Raw genomic sequence first — 20,635 nt, 5'->3', positions numbered from 1 at the left:
CCCTGAGATTACAAAGTGAGCGATGCTAGGCAACTCCTTGGGATAAAAGGAGGTTCTGAAACAACAAACATTTGGAAGCTTCGTTTGCAATTAATGAAGCCCATCACATGGATTCCTTTGTTATGGGGAGTCATATGTGGAGCAGCTGCTAGTGGTAATTATCACTGGGAATTGAGCAACATTCTTGCTTCGATAAGTTGCATGTTTATGAGCGGGCCACTCTTAACTGGTTATACCCAAACAATAAATGATTATTTTGATAGAGAAATTGATGCAATAAATGAACCTAATAGACCAATACCTTCAGGAGCAATTTCACTTTTCCAAGTAAAATGTCAAATTTGGGTTTTATTAATTGCCGGTCTTGGAGTTGCCTATTTATTAGATTTGTGGGCACATCACACAATTCCTTCCGTCCTTCTTTTGGCATTGGGAGGTTCATTTGTAAGTTTTATTTACTCAGCACCACCTTTAAAACTTAAACAAAATGGTTGGCTTGGGAATTATGCACTTGGTGCAAGCTATATAGCTCTTCCCTGGTGGGCTGGACAGGCTCTATTTGGTCATTTAACTTGGACAACTGCTCTGCTTACTCTTGCCTATAGCTTGTCAGGCTTAGGAATTGCTGTGATAAATGATTTTAAAAGCGTGGAAGGGGATAAAAGCCTTGGTCTTGAATCACTTCCTGTTGTTTTTGGTATTAAAAATGCAAGTCGTATAAGCGCAGGAATGATAGATATCTTTCAGCTGGCGATGGTAGTAGTTTTAATAGCAATAGGACAACATTTTGCATCTGTAATTCTGGTTTTGCTAATAATTCCTCAAATCACATTTCAAGACATATGGCTTTTACGTGATCCATTAAAATTTGATGTTAAATACCAAGCCAGTGCACAACCATTTCTAATTTTAGGAATGCTTGTGACTGCTATAGCAATAGGTCATAGTAGTTTAATAAGCTCATAATTTAGGTTTCAAAAGATAAACCTATCTCCACATCTTCTGTTTTACAATTTATTTAGAATAGCGATGTAAAAACCATCTCCTTTATTTTCCTCTCCAGGCCAAATTTGTCTCTCATATTCTAGAGAAAATTTAGACTTTATTTTCAAAAAATTTCTGATCTGATTATGATTTTCATAGGGATGAATAGTACAAGTTGAATAAACTAATTTGCCCCCACTTTTCAATAAAGGATCTATCGACTTGAGTAGCTGGCTTTGAATACAAACAAGTTCCTGGATATTATCTTTAGTCATTCGCCATCTTGAATCAGGATGACGAGCCAGAGTACCCAAGCCAGAACAAGGTGCATCAATTAGTATTCGATCAAAATAAGATTCCAATTTAGGGTTCTCTGCTAATAATTCATTAGAATCAGCAATCAATATTTCCAAACATGAAATTCCAAGCCTCTTTGCATTAGATAATATTTTTTCCACTCTTCTAGATGATCGATCAACAGACCAAATTTCGGCCTGATTATTAACTAATTCTGCAATATGTGTTGATTTGCCACCTGGCGCCGCACAAGCATCAAGGATCTTCTCTCCAGGCAAAGCGCCAAGGGAAGGAGCAATTAACTGTGAAGATCTATCTTGCACACTCCATTTACCTTCTGCAAAACCTGGCCATTTCATAGGTTCGCCAACACCAACTGGAACTTCTAATCCGTAAGGGCAATTTGGAATAAATCGATTATAAATACCGCAGGAATCAAAACTTTCTTTAACTTCCTCGATATTTGCCCGTAATTTATTCACTCTTATATCAATAGGACTTATGGTATTGAATGCTTTTGCAATAACATCAGCATCTTCTTTCCCTTTCCAAGCAATTAATTCATCAGCCAACCAAACTGGTATTGACTGTTCTTGGGCGAGCTCCTCGCTCGGATTCTTTGACTTAGGAAGCTTAAAACCTTTTTCTTTGCTTCGGAGAGCAGATCGCAATATGCCATTAACAACAGGTGCAAGTTTTCTCAGATGATTAGTTTTAGCCAATTCGACAGTAGTGTTTATGGCCGCTGCTGGCGGTATTCTTTCCATTTTAAAAATTTGATAAAGACCCAGATGAAGAAGCCATCTCAAAAGTGGAGGTTGCTTTATTGCCGAAACTTTTCCTAAATGATCAATCCAACAATCCAAAAAATATCTTTGACGAATAACTCCATAAGATAATTCAGTTATTAAAGCTTTATCTAAGGGTTCAAAAGAATATATTTTAAAAATTCTTTCCAAGGCTAGATCTGCGAATGCTCCTCCTCCAACAGCTTGAATTACTTCCCAAGCAGCCTTCCTTGCTTCTAGCCCTTTAACTGGTGATAATTTTCTATTCAAAGCAAGACATGGCCAAATAATTAAAGATAAAAACCGCTCGCATCAGGATTTTAATCTATGGTTATATAAATGCAGTAGCAGCAAAAATAGATAAATATCAAAACGGAAATGATTGTCGTTTTAAGAGGACAGCCTGAAAGGTGTAACAAGAGATACTTACACGCCTTTTTGTGGCAATGTAATATTTGTTACATAAACTTTTTGTGTGAGGACACAATGAAGCTTTTTCAGCGTTTGCTGGTAGCTCCTGCTGCATTGGGCCTAATGGCTCCAGTTGCAGCTAATGCAGATACTGCATTTTCATCAACTACATCTCTTTCTGGTGGTGCTTTTTTCACTGTTGGATCTGTCGCTGACGGCGGAACAACAGATACACAGGAAGAGCTTTATATGCAATATGCATATGGCCTTGATGTAACTTCTAGCTTCACAGGTGAAGACCTTTTCTACGCAGGTATCGAAGCAGGTAATGCTAGTGGCCCACTTGCAAGCATGGATAGTGCAGTTGAAGTTGGTGACGGCTTAAACGTTACATCTCTTTTCTATGCATTCCCTGTTGGCGATTTAGAAGTAACTGTTGGACCTTTGGTTGATCAGGACGATGTTGTTGCAGCAACAACTTCTGCTTACTCAGATGCTTTCAGACTAGGCAGCATGCCTTACTCTTTGGCTGGTAATGAAACTGGTCCTGGTGTTGCTGTTGCATACTCTAACGACAACGGTGTAGTTGCTTCTGTTAGCTTCGTTTCTGTTGGTGGATCTGATTCAACAGTAGGAATTGGCGCAGATGATGGTGATGATGTTTCAACTTTCACTCTTGGCTATAACGGCGACGGATTTGGCGGTGGTCTTGTAATCGCTTCCAATGATGGTGAAGCTGGTACAGCTGGATATGACACATTCGGTGGCGGTATCTACTACAGCCCTGAGTCAATTGACGCAACATTCAGTGTTGCTTATGACACAACTGATCCAGAAACTGGTGCTGATGCAACTGATTTGTTCGTTGGTGTTGACTACGAAGTTGGCCCAGGAACATTGAGTGCTGCTTACAATTCAACTGATGTTGATGGAAGTGATTCTTTAGATTCAACCGGATTTGAAGTTTCTTACACATATTCAGTGAATGATAATGTTTCAATCACTCCTGGATTCTTCACTGTTGAAGATACAAGTACTGGTGATGACGACACTGGTGTTGTTGTTGAAACAGCATTCAGCTTCTAATTCAATAGATAACTAAATCTTTAGTAAAATAAAAAGCCTCTGTCCAATTGGACAGGGGCTTTTTATTTGTATGGAAATTTGTTCAAGTATTTTTTAAAATAACTTAGAGGTATTTCTTATATTTTTTAAGCAATCAAAACCACTGCCCTCATCAAAGAAAATCAACTGTTCTATAAACATTAGATATGCCTCTGCTACCACGACGTTTTGAACGTCTGAAATCAGTACTAAATCGAAGGATTTCAGATCTCACCGTCTTAATTGAGAATGTTGAGAAGCCTCATAATCTCTCCGCAATAATAAGAAGCTGTGATGCTGTTGGGGTACTTGAGGCATACGCAATTTTCAACAAAGAAAAATTTTTAACATTTAATAGCACCGCTCAAGGAAGCCAAAAATGGGTCCAAATAAACCAATATAACAAGAGCCCCGAGGCAATAAAGGTTCTTAAAAACAAGGGGTTCAAATTGTATGGCACGAATTTGAATCCGAAATCAATTGACTATAGAGAATGTGATTTCAAGGGACCAACTGCATTTGTACTAGGTGCCGAAAAATGGGGTATTAGTAAAGAAACCGCGATACTAATGGATGAGCATATTCATATTCCAATGCGAGGAATGGTTGAATCGTTGAATGTATCAGTTGCAGCATCAGCTTTATTATTTGAAGCGGTAAGGCAACGACAGGTAGCAAATATAATTCCTGAATCTGGAGAAGGTCTCAGCAAAGAAACATATAAACAAAAGATCTTTGAGTGGGCTTACCCAGATGTTGCTAATTGGTGTAAAAGCGAGGGAAAACAGTACCCAGAGCTTAATGAAAAAGGCGAAATAATAGATGAGCTACCAAGAACAGAAAAGATGAGATATTAAATTAAAAATCTCGAATTTGATTTAATCCATTTAATCCTACCAACCAGTTTCACTTATAAATTCCTCTAAGCCTTCTCCAATAAATGATAGTCCCAATACTAAAACGAACATAGCCAAACCAGGATAAATCGCTGTCCACCAAACACCAGTAGGTAATGCAACTAATGCCATATTTAAATCACTTCCCCATTCTGGAACATTCTCGGGGAGACCTAATCCAAGGAATCCCAATCCCCCAAGAACTAATACAGCATCAGCAGCATTAAGTGTTAAGACAACAGGAACAGAAGTAAGAACATTTTTTAGAAGGTATTTTCTTATTACCCACAAGGGTGACGCTCCCATTGAGATTGCTGCCTCAATGTACAATTCTGATTTAACTTGTGAAGTCTGGTTTCTAACAAGTCGAAAATATTGAGGGATATAAACTACGCACAAAGCAATTGAAGCATTTAACACACCTCTCCCCAATAAAAATGCCATAACAACCGAGAGAAGTAGAACAGGAATGGTATAAAGAGTATCCATCAATAGCACCAAAATCCTGTCCAAAAAACCACCAATGTAGCCACTCAAAAGTCCCAAAGGGATTCCTACTAAAACAGCAAGAGATACGGCAAAAAAAACAACTTGTAATGCGACTCCACTCGCAGCCAAAGTTCTAATACAAACATCTCTACCTAATCGATCTGTTCCACACCAATGATCTAAAGATGGAGCTGAGAAAATTGGATTCCCCAACCCAAATTCTCCATTAGGAACGATCTTTAAAGAAATTAATATTGGCATAAAAAAAGAAATGCCTATATATACAGATAAAATTATTAGACCGGCAAACATTAATCGCGTCGACAAATTCTTACGCTTTAAAAAGCTTCTCAAATTCAATGTCAAAAATTAAAGCCCAATTAAATTTAACTATAAAAGGTAGAAATAAAAAAAAAAAATTGCTTAAATAAATCAAAACATACTATTCAAGATGATTTTTAAAGATGATGGTCTTACCGTCGGTGAACTCTCAATAACTATTGCACTAATCATCATAATAGGTTTTATTTGGACAAACCTTAATAAAGGCAAAGGGGATCAGGACGTCTCAATATTTAGAAATAATTCAAGTGAGTTAATCCATCCTAAATCGCTATGAACATAAAACAATCTATCAATCATTATTTAATTTCAAGACTGCCATAAAAGCCTCTTGGGGAACATCCACTTTCCCCATAGACTTCATACGCTTTTTCCCTTTTGCTTGTTTCTTCAATAATTTCTTTTTTCTAGAGATATCACCTCCATAACATTTCGATAAAACATCTTTTCGTAAAGCGCTAATACTTTCACTTGCAATAATCCGACTCCCAATAGAAGCCTGTAAAGGAATCTTAAATTGCTGCTTCGGAATAAGTTCCTTTAATTTCTCTACAAGTCCTTTACCTACACCATAAGCATTAACTTTATGAACAATTGTCGTTAAGGGATCTGCTCGTTCTGAATTAATTAGAACGTCTAATCTGACCAAATCATTTTCTCTATAACCAATTAAATGGTATTCCATTGAGGCATATCCTTTAGTTCTACTCTTCATCTGATCAAAGAAGTCGGTGACAACTTCTGCAAGGGGTATTTCATAAATAAGAGTCACTCGATCCGTCGTTATGTACTTCATATCAATAAAGTCTCCTCTTCTATCCTGACAAAGACCCATCAAAGTACCGTTGTAATCATTAGGTGCATAAATTTCCATTCTGACGTAAGGTTCCTCTATAGACTCACGTTTTTGAGGGTCTGGAAGTGTAGCGGGATTATCGATCATCAAAACTTCTCCTCCAATCATTTGTACTTTATAAATAACTGAAGGCGCAGTAACAATTAAATCCAAATCATATTCTCGCTCTAAACGCTCTTGAACAATTTCCATATGCAATAAGCCTAAGAATCCACAACGGAATCCAAATCCCATTGCACTACTTGTCTCTGGTTCATATTTCAATGCTGCATCTGAAAGCTGCAATTTATCCAGAGCCTCTCTTAGATCTGGATATTGATCTGCATCCGTAGGGAACAACCCGCAAAAAACCATGGGTTTAGCCTCTGTATACCCCGGCAATGCTTCATTAGCAGGTCTGTCTTGCAAAGTAATAGTATCCCCGACTCTTGCATCAGCAACTGCTTTGATAGATGCAGCTAAATACCCTACTTCCCCTGCATGAAGTTCATTTACTTTTACTTGATCTGGAGCCATAACACCTATTTCATCTAACTCATAAGTTTTTTTACTAGCCATAAGCAAAATCTTATCTTTTTTACTTATGCCTCCACTCATGATTCTGAAATAGACAATCACTCCTCTGTAAGGGTCATAATAAGAATCAAAAATAAGTGCTTTTGTAGCTTGATCCTCAACATCTTTAGGAGAAGGTATTCTATCAACTACTGCTTGTAGTATTTCAGGAATGCCAACCCCAGTTTTAGCAGAACAAGAAATTGCCTTAGAAGTATCCAATCCAATAATTGATTCAATCTCATCTTTGATTTTTTGAGGTTCAGCACCAGGTAAATCAACCTTATTAAGAACAGGAATGATTTCTAAATCATTTTCCAAAGCAAGATAAACATTAGCCAAAGTCTGGGCCTCCACTCCTTGACTAGCATCAACAACCAACAACGCGCCTTCACAAGCCTGTAAAGATCTACTCACTTCATAAGAAAAATCAACATGACCTGGAGTATCAATCAAATTCAAAACATATTCCTCGCCATCATTAGCTTTATAATTCATTCTCGCAGCCTGTAATTTTATAGTTATCCCTCTCTCTCTCTCTAAGTCCATATTGTCCAAAAATTGTTCTTGCATATCTCTGGAGGAGACTGTGCCAGTGTCCTGCAGGAGCCTATCTGCCAAAGTGGATTTACCATGGTCAATATGAGCAATTATGCAAAAGTTCCTCAAACGAGAAATGGGCACATTAGTCATGCGAAAACAGTTAAAGGGAAAAGATCTTCAGTTATCAATCGACTCTAATCAAAGATTAAATATAACTCACCAGTACTAAAGTTTTAAATTAATTTAAGTAAGAAATCGTTTCTTTTGCGAATTGCCAAAAGTGCTTCTTGATTTGAATTAATATCTGTCCCAATACTTGGGAAAAGCTCTAACATTTTCTTTTGCCATTGAATTGATTTCATTTTTTCGTACCAGCAGCGATTTAAAACTTCAATCATAATTGTTACTGCTGTGCTTGCTCCTGGGGAAGCACCAAGTAAAACAGCTAAAGATCCATCAGATGAAGTTACAACTTCTGTCCCCATTTTTAAAACTCCTCCTTTAGGAGTTTGTTTAATTATTTGTACACGTTGTCCAGCAATTGAAAGTTTCCAATCTCCTGGTCTGACCATAGGAAGGAATTTTTTTAAAGTTTCTATTCGATCCTTATTGGTTTGTATGAGTTGATTGAACAAGTATTTTCCTAGATCAAGATTAGTTATTCCTGCTTGTAGCATAGAGACAACATTGGTTGATTTTATAGATCTAAATAAGTCCAATTTTGATCCATATTTTAGGAAATTTGAACTAAATCCCGCAAAAGGACCAAATAAAAGAGATCTTTTTCCATTGATCCATCTTGTGTCTAAATGTGGAACTGACATTGGCGGTGCTCCAACTGCAGCATTTCCATAAACCTTTGCATTATGTGTTTTTGTTGAATTTTCTTCTTCACAAATCAACCATTTTCCACTGACTGGAAAACCTGCATATGACAAACCTTCTGGAATTCCTGATTTTTGTAAAAGAGTTAAAGCCCCCCCACCGGCGCCAAGAAATACAAACTTCGATCTAACAATTCTATTTATCTTTGTTCCATCTAAAGATAAATACCAAACCCCTTCACTATCTTGTTGAAGATTCTCAACATTAGTGGAATAGTTAATCTCAATAGATTCTTTCCCTTCAATTTGCTTAATGTATGAACGAGTTAAATTACCAAAATCTATATCAGTTCCCCTTCGAATTCTGGTAGCAGCTATCTTTTCACTCTGTTTTCTTCCATCCATAACTAATGGAATCCAATCTTTTAATTCATCGTGATCCTTGGTGAATTCCATTTGTGAAAAAGCTGCATGAGAACTAAGTTCAGAAAATCTTTTTTGAAGTAGATGAATATCTTCATTTCCAAAGACAAGACTTATATGGGGCAACTTATTTAAAAAGGTTGCTGGGATCAATTTCCCTTTTTCTGCCAAAGACGCCCAAAATTCTAAGCTTTGTTCGAAAGATTTATTTATTTCAAAAGCTTTGGAAGTACTAATACATCCATCATCTTGGACGGGAGTATAATTCAGCTCACAATTAGCAGCATGACCTGTTCCAGCATTATTGTTAGCGCTGCTACTTTCTAACCCAGAAGAAGATAATCGTTCAACAATTAGCAATCTTAAATCAGGATCAAGCTCATGCAGAAGTACTGCAAGAGTTGAGCTCATAATTCCTGCACCGACTAATATTGCGTCATAAGTATTTTCCAAATCTGATGTACTGGTTCTAAACAAAATCTTTATCAAGATTACATACAGACTATCCTGCAATTAACTATGCTAGGAAAATGAAGTTAATCAAGTCGAAATGAGCGACGAAACTCTTGCACTCACCATAGAAAATGTTGAAAAGGTTCTCGATGAATTAAGACCATTTCTCATGGCTGATGGAGGGAATGTAGAAATAGCTGAAATAGATGGACCAATTGTAAAAGTAAGACTTCAGGGTGCTTGCGGAAGTTGCCCAAGCAGCACAATGACTCTAAAAATGGGTATTGAAAGAAAACTCAGGGAAATGATTCCTGAAGTCAGTGAGGTAATACAAGTCCTATAAATACTTAATTGGTTTTATAATTAATTTTGAGAACTCAATTCTCTTTTAATTGCTGACTTATAGTTAAGACAATCCAAGGGCAACCCATTACAAATAAGATATCCTATAGGTGCAACTAAACCAGCTGTAAATATTAGGTTTGAAAAGGTTATCCCTATGTTTCTGAGCAAAAAAGTAATAGCATATATCCCTAGAAGATAAGCATGCAGAATCAAGAACTCATTAGTTTTTTGAACAGGCCATCTAAAGATAGAACCTAGGAAAAATAAAACACCTTTCATTAATCTTTTTTATAATAAAATTATCATACATAATCTTTAATCAATTACTCTAAGAAAAATGTATCTAAAGATGAATAACGATGTATCAATTAACTTTTGAATTTGGACTTATTTTGAGAATATTCTTCTTTAAGTTTTCTCATTCTTCTAGCCCAAATTAATGTAGCTATAACAACCCATAAGAAGAAGCCTCCCAAGGCTAAAATACTGGCTGTGTAATTCATTAAAGTTAACTTTTAAAAAGTTAGAATCGAGGTCTTTTGAAGCCAAAATATTCCTATAGCTATTGATAGTCCCCCTATTGATCTCATCAAAAAAGGATAAAACATTTTATTAGCTTTACTCGCTGCAAAAGATATACCCAATACAACGCACCCCATTGCGAATACTGATCCCAACAAATATGCAAATAGATAAGACAAAGCTCCTAACAAAGGTAATGCCAATGCAGGAATTATTGCTACCAAGTGACTTGCTCCAGCAAAGCCGTGCAAAATCCCTAGTCCAGTTGCAGCATGAGTATGACTTTTGTGAAGCTTATCTCCAAGGGAATGGAAATGAAAATGTTGATGAGGCGATTCTTCTCCATGCATATGCTGATGCATGTGAATGTTTACTTTCAAAGAAGTCCTAATAGCTATGAATCCAACAATCAAAAGACTTATCCCAACAAGAAACTCTGCATAAGAAGACATTAATTCAACATTGATTAGGTCCTTAGCCATAATCCCTAATATTGAGAGAATCAGAACTCCCGCTGAATGACCAACGCCCCACGCCAATCCATCTATTAAAGCCATTCGAGGCTTTCTAATTGCAGAAGGTGCCATTGCCACCATATGATCAGCTCCACTTACCACATGAACTGCTCCAGCTGCAAAGCCAGTCAAAACACTCATCAACATGGGATTTCACCAGGAGTATTTTCTATTAAATAAATATCTTTTGTATCAAAAATAATCAATTTCTTTTCTGGAAACTTTTTAATATTACATCTCAGAAGATCGAGTATAAATAATTAATCGAAAAAAACTTGGTTTAAAACCACACTAAAATAATTTTGAATATGAAAAAGAAATAAATAAATTTCTATTAAGATATTTGATCCTTTTGAAGCTTTCCTGACATTTCATAAGCATCTGAATTTCCACCATGACCGTGAGCAATTCCTAATTCGTGCATTTTTGCATGCTCATCAATTGTGTCTCTAAGCTCTTTAGAACCTGAACCAAATGTTGAGTAAACCCCATATGCTACAGATCCAGCTAGTAATACCACAATTCCACCAATTAGCATCAATTAGCATCAATAAAGTTGGATCAGTAGTTGAAGTTTCCATTTGTATCTCTAATTTTTTAGATTCTACTGTATTGATACTGGCAACGAGAGTAATAAATGGAAACTATCTAAATTGGCCTATGACTATATTTAATTTTGATTTAAAAAAAAATCTTTATGTTATGGTTATTTTATAATGAACACATAACAATTGCTATATTTGATAGTCTTAATTAAGAAAGTAAAAAAAGCAATCTCTTTGAGATTTTTATTTCTCTAATAATAGAAATTAAAAATTTCTTATAAAATTTTTATAGGGTAGAATTATAAGCTAAAAGTCCAAAAAATCCAAGTATTAACAGGATACTTGCAATCCTACTAAAAGTGATAGGGCCAAAATCAATTTTCATTGGGATTTAGTAATCCCCTTTATCTTAATATAAACATCGACAAAAAGTAAAAAGCTTTAACGCAGAAATCTTACCTAGCTCTTCTGAATTAATCTCAAAACCTATTAATCGTCCACTACTAAAGTCCCTCTCCATTCTCTAAATTCAAACTTTAACAATATCAACAATAAATACTTCGTATGCTTATTTGCCTAAAAAAATCTGATTGCAGGCTCTATTCATTCTTTTGACTATTAACTTCAGAATGATGCTCATTCGCATCAATCTCTTTTTCGCTTCTTTTAATTTGCCCATCGAACATGACGACCCATTCTTGAGCCTTGATTTTTTGTTCGTTTTTGACGTTCATAGAGCAATTGAATTTAAACTAGTTTACTTTAATTGCTTGTTTTTTTGAAATCAAAGCCAATAAATAAATAAATTCACACATCGTAGGCGTTGAAATTTACATGACTAGGAAAAGTTTTTAAATTGGTAAGTTGGCTTAAAAAAGATATTCTTAAATACCACATCTAAACATTAGGAAAAATGTTACCAATATCTTTCAAAGGTAATATGCCCGCTTTACAAAACAAACATTACTTTAATTATGGAGGTCAAGGACCGTTACCAACTGAATCATTAAATGCAATCACCACAAGTTGGCAAATAATCCAAAAACTAGGTCCATTCACAAATGATGTTTGGCCATACATCACTAAAGAAATAATAAGTACCAAAAATCTTATTTCAGAACTTTGTGGAGTTCCCCCTAAGAGAATTGCTTTTACAGAGAATGTTACTTCCGGATGTGTATTACCATTACTTGGACTTCCATTTTATGAAGGCGATCATTTATTAATTAGTGACTGCGAGCATCCTGGTATAGTTGCAGCATGTAAAGAGTTGGCACGAAAAAAGAGTCTCAAGATTGGGATACTACCTGTCTTAAAACTATGCAATGGCGACGACAATAAAGATGAGACGTATACATCAGTACTTAATTTAATAGATAAATATATACAAAAAAATACAAAGTTAGTTGTTCTCTCACATCTTCTTTGGAATACAGGACAAATCATGCCAATTGAACTTATTTCCAAAAAACTTAAAGAGCATTCAAGCAAGCCTTATTTGTTAGTTGATGCAGCACAAAGTTTTTGTCATATACCAATAAAAGGTGTTTGTGATAAAGCAGACATCTATGCATTTACAGGACACAAATGGGCTTATGGGCCTGAAGGCCTTGGGGCTGTGGCCATGTCAAGAAGGGTGCTAGAAGAATCAAACCCAACATTAATTGGTTGGAAAAGCTTAAAAGCTGAAGAGAGTATTTATGTAAATAACAACATTCCTTTTCATTCAGATGGAAGGCGTTTTGAAATAGCAACATCTTGTGTACCTCTTTTATCTGGTCTCAGAACCTCTTTACTAATGCTAACTAATGAAGGTTCAGAAACTGATCATTTTTTAAAGATTAAAAACCTCAGTTCCATCCTTTGGGAAAGATTGAACGCAATTAAAAATATAGAGCTTGTTTTAAAAAGTGCGCCACCTTCAGGCATTATTAGTTTTACAATTAATGGAATCAATTCTCCCGAGGAAGTGGTTAACCATCTTGGTCAAAAAAATTTATGGATAAGGGTTCTCGAAGATCCAAAATGGCTTCGTGCTTGTGTACACATCACAACAGATATAATGGAAATAGATAATCTTGTTAATGCACTAAGCAATTTCATTGCGGATAATAAACCCGCATAGAAGGCTATATTGAACATAGTGCTTTTTTAGCTTGCTCACGATCATCAAAATAAATTGTCTGATCTTGTAAAATTTGATAATCTTCATGGCCTTTGCCTGCTATTAAAACAACGTCGTTTTTATCAGCTTTTGCTATGGCTTGTTGAATTGCCACAGATCTGTCTGGTTCCACAGAAAATTCAGAATCAAAAGCGATACCAATTAGAATATCTTTAATAATTCGCTTAGGGTCTTCTTGTCTAGGATTATCAGATGTCACAACTATATAGTCTGCAAACTTGGCCGCAACTTCTCCCATTTTAGATCTTTTACCTCTATCTCTATCACCACCACAACCAAAGACACAGATTAATTTTTTGTTCGTCAAAGATCTTGATGCGACTAAAGCATTTTTCAAACCATCAGGTGTATGAGCATAATCAACTATCACAAGAGGATAGCCATCCTTAACTTTAAAACCATCCATATTTATCACCTGCATTCTTCCAGGAACTCCAGGGAATCGATTTAAAGCAACTAAAAGATCATTTAATGGCAAGCCACGCTGTACGAGAATACCTACTGCTTGCAAAATATTCATATAATTAAAATCGCCTACTAATGGCGATGAAAAGCACCCTGAGCCAATGGGCGTATGTAATTCCCCTCTATAGCCGCCTTGAATAATTTGAAGATTATTAATATACAAATCTGGGTTCCCTCCCGTTTTTGACTTCTCAGTTAATGCACATGTCCAACATTTTTGATCTAACTCTTTTGCCAACAATGCACCCCATTTATCATCTATATTCACTACTGATCTAGGGTTAAAATCATCTATTAAATGTGATCTGAATAGACTAGCTTTAGCCTTAAAATACGATTCCATTGAGTCGTGATAATCCAAATGATCTCTTGAAAGATTTGTAAATATTGCTCCACTAAAATTACAACCAGCGATTCTATTTTGAGACAATGCATGTGAGCTTACCTCCATTGCAGCATATTTAGCTCCTGCTTTAACAGCTCTCCTAAGTTTTTCCTGCAATGGCACTGCAAAAGTAGTTGTATAGGTTGAAACCTCTTCATGATTCGGCCATCGGTTTATCAATGTTCCAAACAAGGCGGATGGCTTTCCTAGAAAAGAAATCAAATATTCAATTAGATAAGATGTAGTCGTTTTACCATTTGTGCCAGTAACACCTATCAAACAAATCTCATCAGATGGTCTGTCCCAGAAATCTGCAGCTAATTTCCCCATGAATAGCGAAACAGGATCAGGAAAAATAACTACGGGATCTTCCGCCTTTGGTGGATTTAAAAGAGAAGCATTTTTACTAATTATAGCTGCACAAGCACCTCTCTCAATAGCTCTTGCCCAATAGGTACCACCATCAACTTTCTCACCCTCAAGACCTAAGAACAAATCACCTTGTTTAATTTCCCTTGAATCACACGAAAGATTTTTTATTTCCAGATTTGCCAACCCAGAAGGCACTTCAAGATCAATTGCTTTCAACAAAGAGTGAAGATAACGCGTCAAAACAACCTCTAATGAAGAGAACATAACGAAGTATCATTAGAAGTATAAAAAGAAATAGATAATTTTCACCATAAATCAGAACTATGTAGGATGAAGTAGTTAAAAAGAGATTTAAAAGTTTTTATAATAGAGCAAAGCTTATTTCAGCAAAAAATTAATTCACCTAATAAACTATTTAAAGTAAGAAATTAAATAAAAAACTGTTTGATTATATTCTTAATATTTCTCAAAATAAATATTCAGCTTCTTTTGTAGCCAAGACAAAAGCAACTCGTCTTTCAAACGAGGAGGAATACGAGGTAATTCAATTTTTCTTGATAATTTACTAGATTCAAGAATAATTACTGGGACATCATTTGTATACTTTTTTTTAATATCATATGGAACTTCTTTACTATCTATATCTATAATAGAAAGTACTATCGGAGGATTTAAGTTAGTTAGACTGATATTTAACATTTTTTTTTCTAGCGTTTCACATAAGCAACAGCCTTTACGAGAAAGTAAAATGAACACCTCTGAATTCATTTTTCAGGAACGGGATCGCACCCACAAGGAGTGAAAGGGTGACATTTACTTAATCTTATTAATGTTAGCCAGCCTCCTCTCCAAGGGCCATGCTTAGTCACCGCTTCTATCCCATAAGCACTGCAACTAGGGATAAATCGACAACTAGGCCCGAATAATGGGGAAATCCATTTTTGATATAGGCCAATTAAGCCAACAAAAAGAAATGCAATTACTTTATTGATCTTTGATAGCATCTTTAGATAGAATAATAAACTGGTAAATATCAGGGCTAAAGGATACAAATCCAGATTACCCTGTCCAGCAAACTTTTTCTAAATTAAACCCTTATGTCTAGATACCGCGGACCTCGCTTGAGGATCACGCGTCGCTTGGGAGACCTACCTGGTCTCACCAGGAAGGCCGCTAAAAGGTCACATCCTCCAGGTCAGCACGGCCAAGCCCGTCGCAAGCGCTCTGAATACGCGATCCGACTCGAAGAAAAGCAAAAGCTTCGATTCAACTATGGAATTTCTGAACGTCAGCTTGTTCGTTATGTAAAAAAAGCTCGTGCTCAGGAAGGTTCCACAGGAACAAATCTATTGAAGCTTTTAGAAAATAGGCTTGATAATGTTTGTTTTAGACTTGGATTTGGACCAACCATCCCAGGTGCAAGGCAATTGGTAAACCATGGCCATGTAACTGTAAATGGCAAGATAACAGATATTGCAAGTTATCAATGCAAGGCTGGAGATGTTATTGCTATTAGAGATAACAAAGCCAGTCAGAAATTAGCTCAAGCAAACTTGGAATTTCCAGGTCTTGCAAATGTTCCGCCTCATCTTGAACTTGATAAAACCAAACTATCCGCAAAAATATCTGCAAAGACAGATAGGGAATGGGTGGCTATTGAAATTAATGAATTGTTAGTTGTTGAGTATTATTCAAGAAAAGTTTAAAACTAGTCTATTACTGGCTTTTCTTAACCTCAGTCCAACTTTAGTCAAACTCTTGCTTCGCTGCTTTCAGTACGGCAAGAGTTTTTTTCATGCCGAATATTGCAGAGAAATCAAAAGTTTTCGGAGGTAAAAAGACTCGCTCCGCTCATAAGACAACAATTCAGTAGTTTTAAAACCAACGACTGAGCAAAGCGAAGGAGTGAGTTTTCCCAACCTCCTCAAACATCCCCTAACGAACCAAATACGTATAACCATTATCCAATTAAATTCATGAGCTCAATCAAAATAAGAAGTTATAAGGTAATACAAAGTCCTAAAAAGAAACCTCTTTCATATACACAGGCACTGTTGATATCTCCATACCAAAGACTTCATCATTGAAGATCAAAGATAGATGATTATCTGAGTCCTTGAGTTTTGACCATAAATTTCTCTTCCCTACTAATGTATGAGCAAGGACTCTATTTACCCCTCTTACCCCCCTAGAAGTCGGTAGATAGGACTAAAAGATTGTCGTATAGTATGATTACCAATCTTGTTTAGCCTCTCAAATCACTTGGCATAACAAGATTTTTAGTCTAAGTTGTAAAATAGGCATTAATATAGACGTAAGAATTTGACGGTATTTTATAAATCAGACTTCACCTCAAAAGTAGTCCTAATTCGCTTCTCTTGACAGAAATCTTATTTCCTTTAGGAGTTAAGAAAACCTTCTCCATTATTTTGCCATCCCTTACAACGATTTGTATTGTTTGTCCTGAGAATCTACCTCGTGTCCAATCAATATTTTCTTGATCAGAATTAGATCCTTTTTTAGTAGACGTTTTAGAGAAGATAGATGTTTTACTTTTTGATTTTATTTTCCTTTCAACAGTTGCTGTAGATTTTGCTATTAAATCATTAAGGCTTGAACGAACGCGTTCTATTTCAGGTACTTCTCTATGAAACCTTGAGGTTACCTTCCGATGAATTAACTCATATTTCGATTCAAATTGTTTGGCAACTTGATGATATTTTGATTCAATTTTCTTTTGCTTATCCTTCAGATACGTGGCCACAGGCATCTTCAATGTCTTCTACTAAGCTTGTTTATCGTATATGTGAATACAAAACCAGATAATAAATACTTATAGAAACACTATTAAACATTAATCAAAAACATACACATATCCCTATCACGGTGCCTCTTTTAGCTAGTTTGACCTCCTTGGAAGATTACTGGGATCAAATCTTTGAAAGAGAAGTCAAACTACATTCAACAGTCAGCCAAACGAAACTAAAACAACAATGTCATAACTGACTAGCTGAGCTTGATGCAATTAAGCTTTTTTATATTCAATCTTATTGATGATCGTTCGGTATTCCGCTCTCGAACACTCAACACAATGATTAAAGTCTAATTTTCTTCTAAAAAAGTTATGAATTCTGGTGCTGAACGTTTTAATGGTTTGATGGCGATGATTGGCATCGTTGCTGGAATAGGCGCTTATGCAACAACTGGTCAATTCATCCCAGGTATTTTCTAGAAATAATTAAAATAAAAAAAATCAGTAAATAGACTTTTAAAATCTACTAACTGATTTTTAATTAACCCAATATCTGAGTTACTAATCAAGAAATGATTTAGCCTTGATTAGTATCTTTGGAATCTCCTAATGCAGGAGCATTCATGCCGTCATAGTCAGGTCCAACCATAACTCCAACGATTGCAAACAAAGCAATAAAAGCAATTCCTACAATTGGAGCAGTGGGAGCTGGGGTTGATAACAAACCACCAAAAATCAAATGACTCATATCAGTAAAGTTGGGAATTATGTTTTAGCGACTTAACGTTCAGACTGTGATTCGTTTGGAAAGTTTTACTTTTTTATTTAACTTTTGTTCCTTTCATATTCGGCTCATACAATCGATAATATTTAATTCTACCCTGTTCAAATCTTGAGCATTTAATTGGAATTGTTTTTTCTAGTGAATTGTCAAACCCAAGACAAGTAGGGGGCAAACCAACTTAAACAAACGTTGCAATAACTGACTGCTTATACCTATGTCATATAGGGCTTTGCTCTTAAAGCCCTAGGTCAAAGTCAACTCGTCGGCATGAATAAGTAGTCAGGAGCAACATAATTCACTCCAATGAGGATGACTGCTGTACTAGAAAGCCATAGTGTTGCAACTACTGGCGCGGACTTAAGCCACTTTGTATGAAAGATTTTAAACATTGTTCAAATATTTCTTTGATGCTAAGAGATTGACAATAGAAGCGAAGGTTCGGTTGTTAGTAGACGATCATGTCTTAATCGATTTCTTAAAAATAAGTATTTAATTTCTCAAGTCAAAAAGCCTCTCCCTTGCAATAAAACGAGAGGCTAAAGAAAGATTGTAAGTTGACTCCTAGACAATTCCAGGAACAATCCAACCTGTGAATCCGTAGTTAATGACTGCAGCAAAGAAACCCATCATGGCTAGACGACCATTCATTTGCTCTGCTATTTTCCAGTAGTTTATTGCTTTGTTCATTACACAACACCTGGAATGATCTGACCGGTTGTTAGATATGCACCGATGAGTGCCCAGCAGCCAACAAATGCTGCGTAGCCGTTAAGTCTTTCAGCAATCACTTTGCCTTCTTCTACTCTTGGCTTTTCAGTGGTTTGATTTTTCATTACACGAAACCTGGAACGATTTGACCGGTTGTTGCATAAGCACCAACAAGAGCGATGCATCCAAACAATGCTGCGTAGCCGTTAAGTCTTTCAGCAGTTACCTTTTCAGGATCAATGTTTCTGTTGCTTTTGTTTTGAGTAGTCATTAAACGACACCTGGGATGAGTTGACCGGTTGTTAGGTAGATACCTGTTAAAAGAACGAATGCCATCATGGCTGGTCTACCGATGCTTCTTTCTAGAATTGTTTTGTTAGATGGTTGCATGATTAATTGTTTTAGAAAATTCCAGGAATGATTTGGTGGGTTATTGAGTAGGCACCGAGTAAAGCGATCATGCCGAGCATTGCCCAGCGTCCATTCGTTTTCTCGGCGTCTTCTGGTTTGAACTTCTCAACTACGTTGACATAGTTGCCAGATGCAGAAGGCGATTCAGTGCTCAAAAGATTCCAGGAATGATTTGACCAGTTGTGAAGTAAGAAACGAGAAGACTAAAAAAGCCAATCATCGCCCAACGACCATTTGTCTTCTCTGCTTCTTCTGGATAACTTGTGTAATCCTCGACAAGCTGTGGCTGTGTTTCACGGCCAAAGATGTTTTGTTTGCCGTACTCAGTAATTACCTGAGAAGAAGAAGAAGAAGAAGTCATTACTGAAAATAATTTATGTAAAGAAATGTAAAGCATCGGCTTTCTAAGGTAAAGATTCGGTCCGGTACGGCTTCTTCTAATCCTTGATAGATATAAACCTCAAACACCAATGACAGCTACTAATTAGAGAGATCTCTATCTAAATGATTAGATCCACTGATGATCCTGATAAGTATAAATAGCCCAAACACGAGTGTGTTTACCCATCCTTGATATTTTTTTTACAAGTTAGATTTTGTTAGTAAATAAATTACTTTTCATGCGTCCCGAACCTGATGACTTACAAATACTTATCAGTAAGTACAGGGCTATGGGTATTGAAGAATTAGAAGCAAGTATCGATAGATGGGATAAAGAGAATGGTTGCCCCTCTCAAAACCAAAGCCTTGATATTGCAAAAAAAGAACTGGAAGTAAAATACAAAGAGAGACAAGAACAAATTGATCTATTAACTAAATCTCTTACTTCTTCATCAAGAATAGGTAGATGGATTTCTAGTTTTAAATCAGTTATCAATCAATTTGTAGATTTCAAGAATTAAAAGCTATAAGGATTTAATGGAGCGGGAAAAAGATCACTCAAACATATGGAGTAAGTCCTACTTACTGTTAGAAGGTGGAATAATTGAATATCTTTTCAGCTAGTTTCCTTAGATAGAGTGAACATATAGTCTTCCCATTCATAATAGTCGTAATTGCATAACGATCTTTGTAATTATTGGCTTCGTGAAGAGAGCCAAACCTTGAGCCATCAAAAGCTTCGTAGATAGTAATTTCTTGGACTACAACTTTAAATCACCCTTCTATATCTATAGACAAATAATCGATTAAAGACAAGGTTTAGTTAAGACCTGAAAAGAAAAAATACCAAATAAAAACAATTGTATTCAAACCCAAGGTGACTGAAATCCCAATGATCTTGAATTTCGTTCCTACATCATCTGAATCAGGATTTAATTTAACATCAGTAATAGTAACCTTTTCTTTTTACTTTCACTTTACGAGAAAAAGCATCACCAATTAGATCCAAAAAAAAAATAGATTATTTCCGTGACTAAGTACCCAAGCTTTGAAACTCTGGGAAAGTCAAACCATCTCCATCATTATCGTCATCATCAAAGCCAGAAATTAGAACCAAAATGCCGCCCAATGCAAACAAACCTGAAGCAAAAATCACAATTACTTGGTTAGGCATTATTAAAATTAAAATCAATTTCTAATTGAGTTGAGTCAGTAGAAGGTTTTTCAATCCCCCACAACTCCCCACGATTACAGGCTTCGACAATTGATTCGTAAAATTCAGGAAAGTGATTTGACATGA

The 20,635-nt window shown here is 36.0% G+C and carries 31 protein-coding genes; 9 read left to right on the top strand and 22 right to left on the bottom strand.

The genetic code is table 11. The annotated features are described in order from the left end of the window. The first annotated feature begins 15 nt into the window (after positions 1 to 15). Positions 16 to 966, top strand: coding sequence for a chlorophyll synthase ChlG (gene chlG, locus DNJ73_RS02345; RefSeq protein WP_158466109.1), 951 nt, complete (start codon positions 16 to 18; stop codon positions 964 to 966). Positions 967 to 1,007: 41 nt separating this feature from the next. Here the strand turns inward: chlG and DNJ73_RS02340 are convergent, their stop codons facing one another. Beyond that, the gene (locus DNJ73_RS02340) at positions 1,008 to 2,339 is read right to left on the bottom strand and encodes a 16S rRNA (cytosine(967)-C(5))-methyltransferase (protein WP_257473299.1); all 1,332 of its coding nucleotides are present in this window, start codon (positions 2,337 to 2,339) and stop codon (positions 1,008 to 1,010) included. A gap of 216 nt (positions 2,340 to 2,555) precedes the next feature. Between DNJ73_RS02340 and DNJ73_RS02335 the strand changes: the two genes are divergently transcribed. Further along, positions 2,556 to 3,566 (top strand): porin, encoded by a 1,011-nt coding sequence (locus DNJ73_RS02335; RefSeq protein WP_158466107.1) that lies wholly within the window; start codon positions 2,556 to 2,558, stop codon positions 3,564 to 3,566. A 185-nt stretch (positions 3,567 to 3,751) separates the two neighbouring features. Continuing rightward, positions 3,752 to 4,441 (top strand): tRNA (guanosine(18)-2'-O)-methyltransferase TrmH, encoded by a 690-nt coding sequence (trmH, locus tag DNJ73_RS02330; RefSeq protein WP_158466106.1) that lies wholly within the window; start codon positions 3,752 to 3,754, stop codon positions 4,439 to 4,441. 36 nt (positions 4,442 to 4,477) lie between these two features. Here trmH and DNJ73_RS02325 read toward each other — a convergent pair whose 3' ends face one another. Beyond that, positions 4,478 to 5,281, bottom strand: a complete 804-nt coding sequence (locus tag DNJ73_RS02325; RefSeq protein WP_158466745.1) for an ABC transporter permease — start codon at positions 5,279 to 5,281, stop codon at positions 4,478 to 4,480. Positions 5,282 to 5,420: 139 nt separating this feature from the next. Between DNJ73_RS02325 and DNJ73_RS09725 the strand changes: the two genes are divergently transcribed. Beyond that, positions 5,421 to 5,588 (top strand): hypothetical protein, encoded by a 168-nt coding sequence (locus DNJ73_RS09725; protein ID WP_187152536.1) that lies wholly within the window; start codon positions 5,421 to 5,423, stop codon positions 5,586 to 5,588. A 15-nt stretch (positions 5,589 to 5,603) separates the two neighbouring features. Here the strand turns inward: DNJ73_RS09725 and lepA are convergent, their stop codons facing one another. Then, positions 5,604 to 7,415, bottom strand: a complete 1,812-nt coding sequence (gene lepA, locus DNJ73_RS02320; RefSeq protein WP_158466105.1) for a translation elongation factor 4 — start codon at positions 7,413 to 7,415, stop codon at positions 5,604 to 5,606. 83 nt (positions 7,416 to 7,498) lie between these two features. Next, on the bottom strand, positions 7,499 to 8,989 hold the full coding sequence (locus DNJ73_RS02315; protein WP_158466104.1) for a malate:quinone oxidoreductase: 1,491 nt from the start codon (positions 8,987 to 8,989) through the stop codon (positions 7,499 to 7,501). A gap of 73 nt (positions 8,990 to 9,062) precedes the next feature. Between DNJ73_RS02315 and DNJ73_RS02310 the strand changes: the two genes are divergently transcribed. After that, positions 9,063 to 9,308: a NifU family protein gene (locus DNJ73_RS02310; protein WP_158466103.1), complete on the top strand. Its 246-nt coding sequence runs from the start codon at positions 9,063 to 9,065 to the stop codon at positions 9,306 to 9,308. 370 nt (positions 9,309 to 9,678) lie between these two features. Here DNJ73_RS02310 and DNJ73_RS10140 read toward each other — a convergent pair whose 3' ends face one another. From DNJ73_RS10140 to DNJ73_RS10135, 4 genes are all read right to left on the bottom strand, one after another. Further along, on the bottom strand, positions 9,679 to 9,813 hold the full coding sequence (locus DNJ73_RS10140; RefSeq protein ID WP_257473297.1) for a hypothetical protein: 135 nt from the start codon (positions 9,811 to 9,813) through the stop codon (positions 9,679 to 9,681). A gap of 12 nt (positions 9,814 to 9,825) precedes the next feature. Then, a complete protein-coding gene (locus tag DNJ73_RS02300) occupies positions 9,826 to 10,494 on the bottom strand; it encodes a hydantoin utilization protein A (RefSeq protein WP_158466101.1) in 669 nt (222 codons plus the stop codon). A gap of 187 nt (positions 10,495 to 10,681) precedes the next feature. Next, positions 10,682 to 10,885, bottom strand: coding sequence for a photosystem II reaction center protein PsbN (gene psbN / locus DNJ73_RS02295; RefSeq protein ID WP_158466100.1), 204 nt, complete (start codon positions 10,883 to 10,885; stop codon positions 10,682 to 10,684). 606 nt (positions 10,886 to 11,491) lie between these two features. Further along, positions 11,492 to 11,626 carry a hypothetical protein gene (locus tag DNJ73_RS10135; protein WP_257473296.1) on the bottom strand — a complete coding sequence of 45 codons (135 nt, stop codon included), beginning with the start codon at positions 11,624 to 11,626 and terminating at the stop codon, positions 11,492 to 11,494. Positions 11,627 to 11,805: 179 nt separating this feature from the next. Here DNJ73_RS10135 and DNJ73_RS02290 point away from each other — a divergent pair, with 179 nt between their 5' ends. Beyond that, positions 11,806 to 13,017 (top strand): aminotransferase class V-fold PLP-dependent enzyme, encoded by a 1,212-nt coding sequence (locus tag DNJ73_RS02290; RefSeq protein WP_158466099.1) that lies wholly within the window; start codon positions 11,806 to 11,808, stop codon positions 13,015 to 13,017. 4 nt (positions 13,018 to 13,021) lie between these two features. On the opposite strand, the gene DNJ73_RS02285 is transcribed toward DNJ73_RS02290, so the two are convergent. From DNJ73_RS02285 to yidD, 3 genes are all read right to left on the bottom strand, one after another. Then, entirely contained in the window at positions 13,022 to 14,539 is a 1,518-nt protein-coding gene (locus tag DNJ73_RS02285) for a UDP-N-acetylmuramoyl-L-alanyl-D-glutamate--2,6-diaminopimelate ligase (protein WP_158466744.1), read from the bottom strand. A 216-nt stretch (positions 14,540 to 14,755) separates the two neighbouring features. Further along, positions 14,756 to 15,067 (bottom strand): glutaredoxin family protein, encoded by a 312-nt coding sequence (locus DNJ73_RS02280; protein ID WP_158466098.1) that lies wholly within the window; start codon positions 15,065 to 15,067, stop codon positions 14,756 to 14,758. Beyond that, entirely contained in the window at positions 15,064 to 15,303 is a 240-nt protein-coding gene (gene yidD, locus DNJ73_RS02275) for a membrane protein insertion efficiency factor YidD (RefSeq protein WP_158466097.1), read from the bottom strand. The genes DNJ73_RS02280 and yidD overlap by 4 nt, the downstream gene beginning before the upstream one ends. Before the next feature lie 93 nt (positions 15,304 to 15,396). On the opposite strand from yidD, the gene rpsD reads away from it, so the two are divergent. After that, entirely contained in the window at positions 15,397 to 16,005 is a 609-nt protein-coding gene (gene rpsD / locus DNJ73_RS02270; RefSeq protein WP_158466096.1) for a 30S ribosomal protein S4, read from the top strand. Positions 16,006 to 16,646: 641 nt separating this feature from the next. Here rpsD and DNJ73_RS02265 read toward each other — a convergent pair. After that, entirely contained in the window at positions 16,647 to 17,063 is a 417-nt protein-coding gene (locus tag DNJ73_RS02265; RefSeq protein WP_222703264.1) for a hypothetical protein, read from the bottom strand. A gap of 360 nt (positions 17,064 to 17,423) precedes the next feature. On the opposite strand from DNJ73_RS02265, the gene DNJ73_RS02260 reads away from it, so the two are divergent. Next, positions 17,424 to 17,531: a high light inducible protein gene (locus tag DNJ73_RS02260; protein WP_158466094.1), complete on the top strand. Its 108-nt coding sequence runs from the start codon at positions 17,424 to 17,426 to the stop codon at positions 17,529 to 17,531. Between the two features lie 97 nt (positions 17,532 to 17,628). Here DNJ73_RS02260 and DNJ73_RS09720 read toward each other — a convergent pair whose 3' ends face one another. The 8 genes from DNJ73_RS09720 to DNJ73_RS02230 all read right to left on the bottom strand — a co-directional run bounded on the left by DNJ73_RS09720 (position 17,629) and on the right by DNJ73_RS02230 (position 19,315). Further along, positions 17,629 to 17,799 carry a hypothetical protein gene (locus DNJ73_RS09720; protein WP_187152535.1) on the bottom strand — a complete coding sequence of 57 codons (171 nt, stop codon included), beginning with the start codon at positions 17,797 to 17,799 and terminating at the stop codon, positions 17,629 to 17,631. Positions 17,800 to 18,089: 290 nt separating this feature from the next. Then, complete coding sequence (locus DNJ73_RS02255; RefSeq protein WP_158466093.1) at positions 18,090 to 18,224, bottom strand: Photosystem I reaction center subunit IX; 135 nt, start codon at positions 18,222 to 18,224, stop codon at positions 18,090 to 18,092. Positions 18,225 to 18,396: 172 nt separating this feature from the next. Further along, positions 18,397 to 18,522 carry a high light inducible protein gene (locus DNJ73_RS02250; protein WP_158466092.1) on the bottom strand — a complete coding sequence of 42 codons (126 nt, stop codon included), beginning with the start codon at positions 18,520 to 18,522 and terminating at the stop codon, positions 18,397 to 18,399. Continuing rightward, on the bottom strand, positions 18,522 to 18,668 hold the full coding sequence (locus DNJ73_RS02245) for a high light inducible protein (RefSeq protein WP_158466091.1): 147 nt from the start codon (positions 18,666 to 18,668) through the stop codon (positions 18,522 to 18,524). The genes DNJ73_RS02250 and DNJ73_RS02245 overlap by 1 nt, the downstream gene beginning before the upstream one ends. Beyond that, complete coding sequence (locus DNJ73_RS02240; RefSeq protein WP_158466090.1) at positions 18,668 to 18,814, bottom strand: high light inducible protein; 147 nt, start codon at positions 18,812 to 18,814, stop codon at positions 18,668 to 18,670. The genes DNJ73_RS02245 and DNJ73_RS02240 overlap by 1 nt, the downstream gene beginning before the upstream one ends. Continuing rightward, the gene (locus DNJ73_RS02235; RefSeq protein WP_011294968.1) at positions 18,814 to 18,933 is read right to left on the bottom strand and encodes a high light inducible protein; all 120 of its coding nucleotides are present in this window, start codon (positions 18,931 to 18,933) and stop codon (positions 18,814 to 18,816) included. Before DNJ73_RS02235 ends, DNJ73_RS02240 begins: the two co-directional genes overlap by 1 nt. An 11-nt stretch (positions 18,934 to 18,944) precedes the next feature. Then, positions 18,945 to 19,109 carry a hypothetical protein gene (locus DNJ73_RS09715; protein WP_187152534.1) on the bottom strand — a complete coding sequence of 55 codons (165 nt, stop codon included), beginning with the start codon at positions 19,107 to 19,109 and terminating at the stop codon, positions 18,945 to 18,947. After that, positions 19,106 to 19,315, bottom strand: a complete 210-nt coding sequence (locus tag DNJ73_RS02230) for a high light inducible protein (RefSeq protein ID WP_158466743.1) — start codon at positions 19,313 to 19,315, stop codon at positions 19,106 to 19,108. The genes DNJ73_RS09715 and DNJ73_RS02230 overlap by 4 nt, the downstream gene beginning before the upstream one ends. A gap of 259 nt (positions 19,316 to 19,574) precedes the next feature. Here DNJ73_RS02230 and DNJ73_RS02225 point away from each other — a divergent pair, with 259 nt between their 5' ends. Then, positions 19,575 to 19,856 (top strand): hypothetical protein, encoded by a 282-nt coding sequence (locus DNJ73_RS02225; RefSeq protein ID WP_158466089.1) that lies wholly within the window; start codon positions 19,575 to 19,577, stop codon positions 19,854 to 19,856. A gap of 512 nt (positions 19,857 to 20,368) precedes the next feature. Here DNJ73_RS02225 and DNJ73_RS09710 read toward each other — a convergent pair. Beyond that, positions 20,369 to 20,509, bottom strand: a complete 141-nt coding sequence (locus DNJ73_RS09710) for a hypothetical protein (RefSeq protein ID WP_187152533.1) — start codon at positions 20,507 to 20,509, stop codon at positions 20,369 to 20,371. Beyond that, positions 20,502 to 20,633 (bottom strand): hypothetical protein, encoded by a 132-nt coding sequence (locus DNJ73_RS10130; protein ID WP_257473290.1) that lies wholly within the window; start codon positions 20,631 to 20,633, stop codon positions 20,502 to 20,504. The genes DNJ73_RS09710 and DNJ73_RS10130 overlap by 8 nt, the downstream gene beginning before the upstream one ends. Positions 20,634 to 20,635: the final 2 nt, after the last annotated feature.

It is taken from the genome of Prochlorococcus marinus XMU1408 (assembly GCF_003208055.1).
Classification (GTDB): domain Bacteria; phylum Cyanobacteriota; class Cyanobacteriia; order PCC-6307; family Cyanobiaceae; genus Prochlorococcus_B; species Prochlorococcus_B marinus_A.
This window is presented reverse-complemented; position numbering and strand designations above follow the sequence as displayed.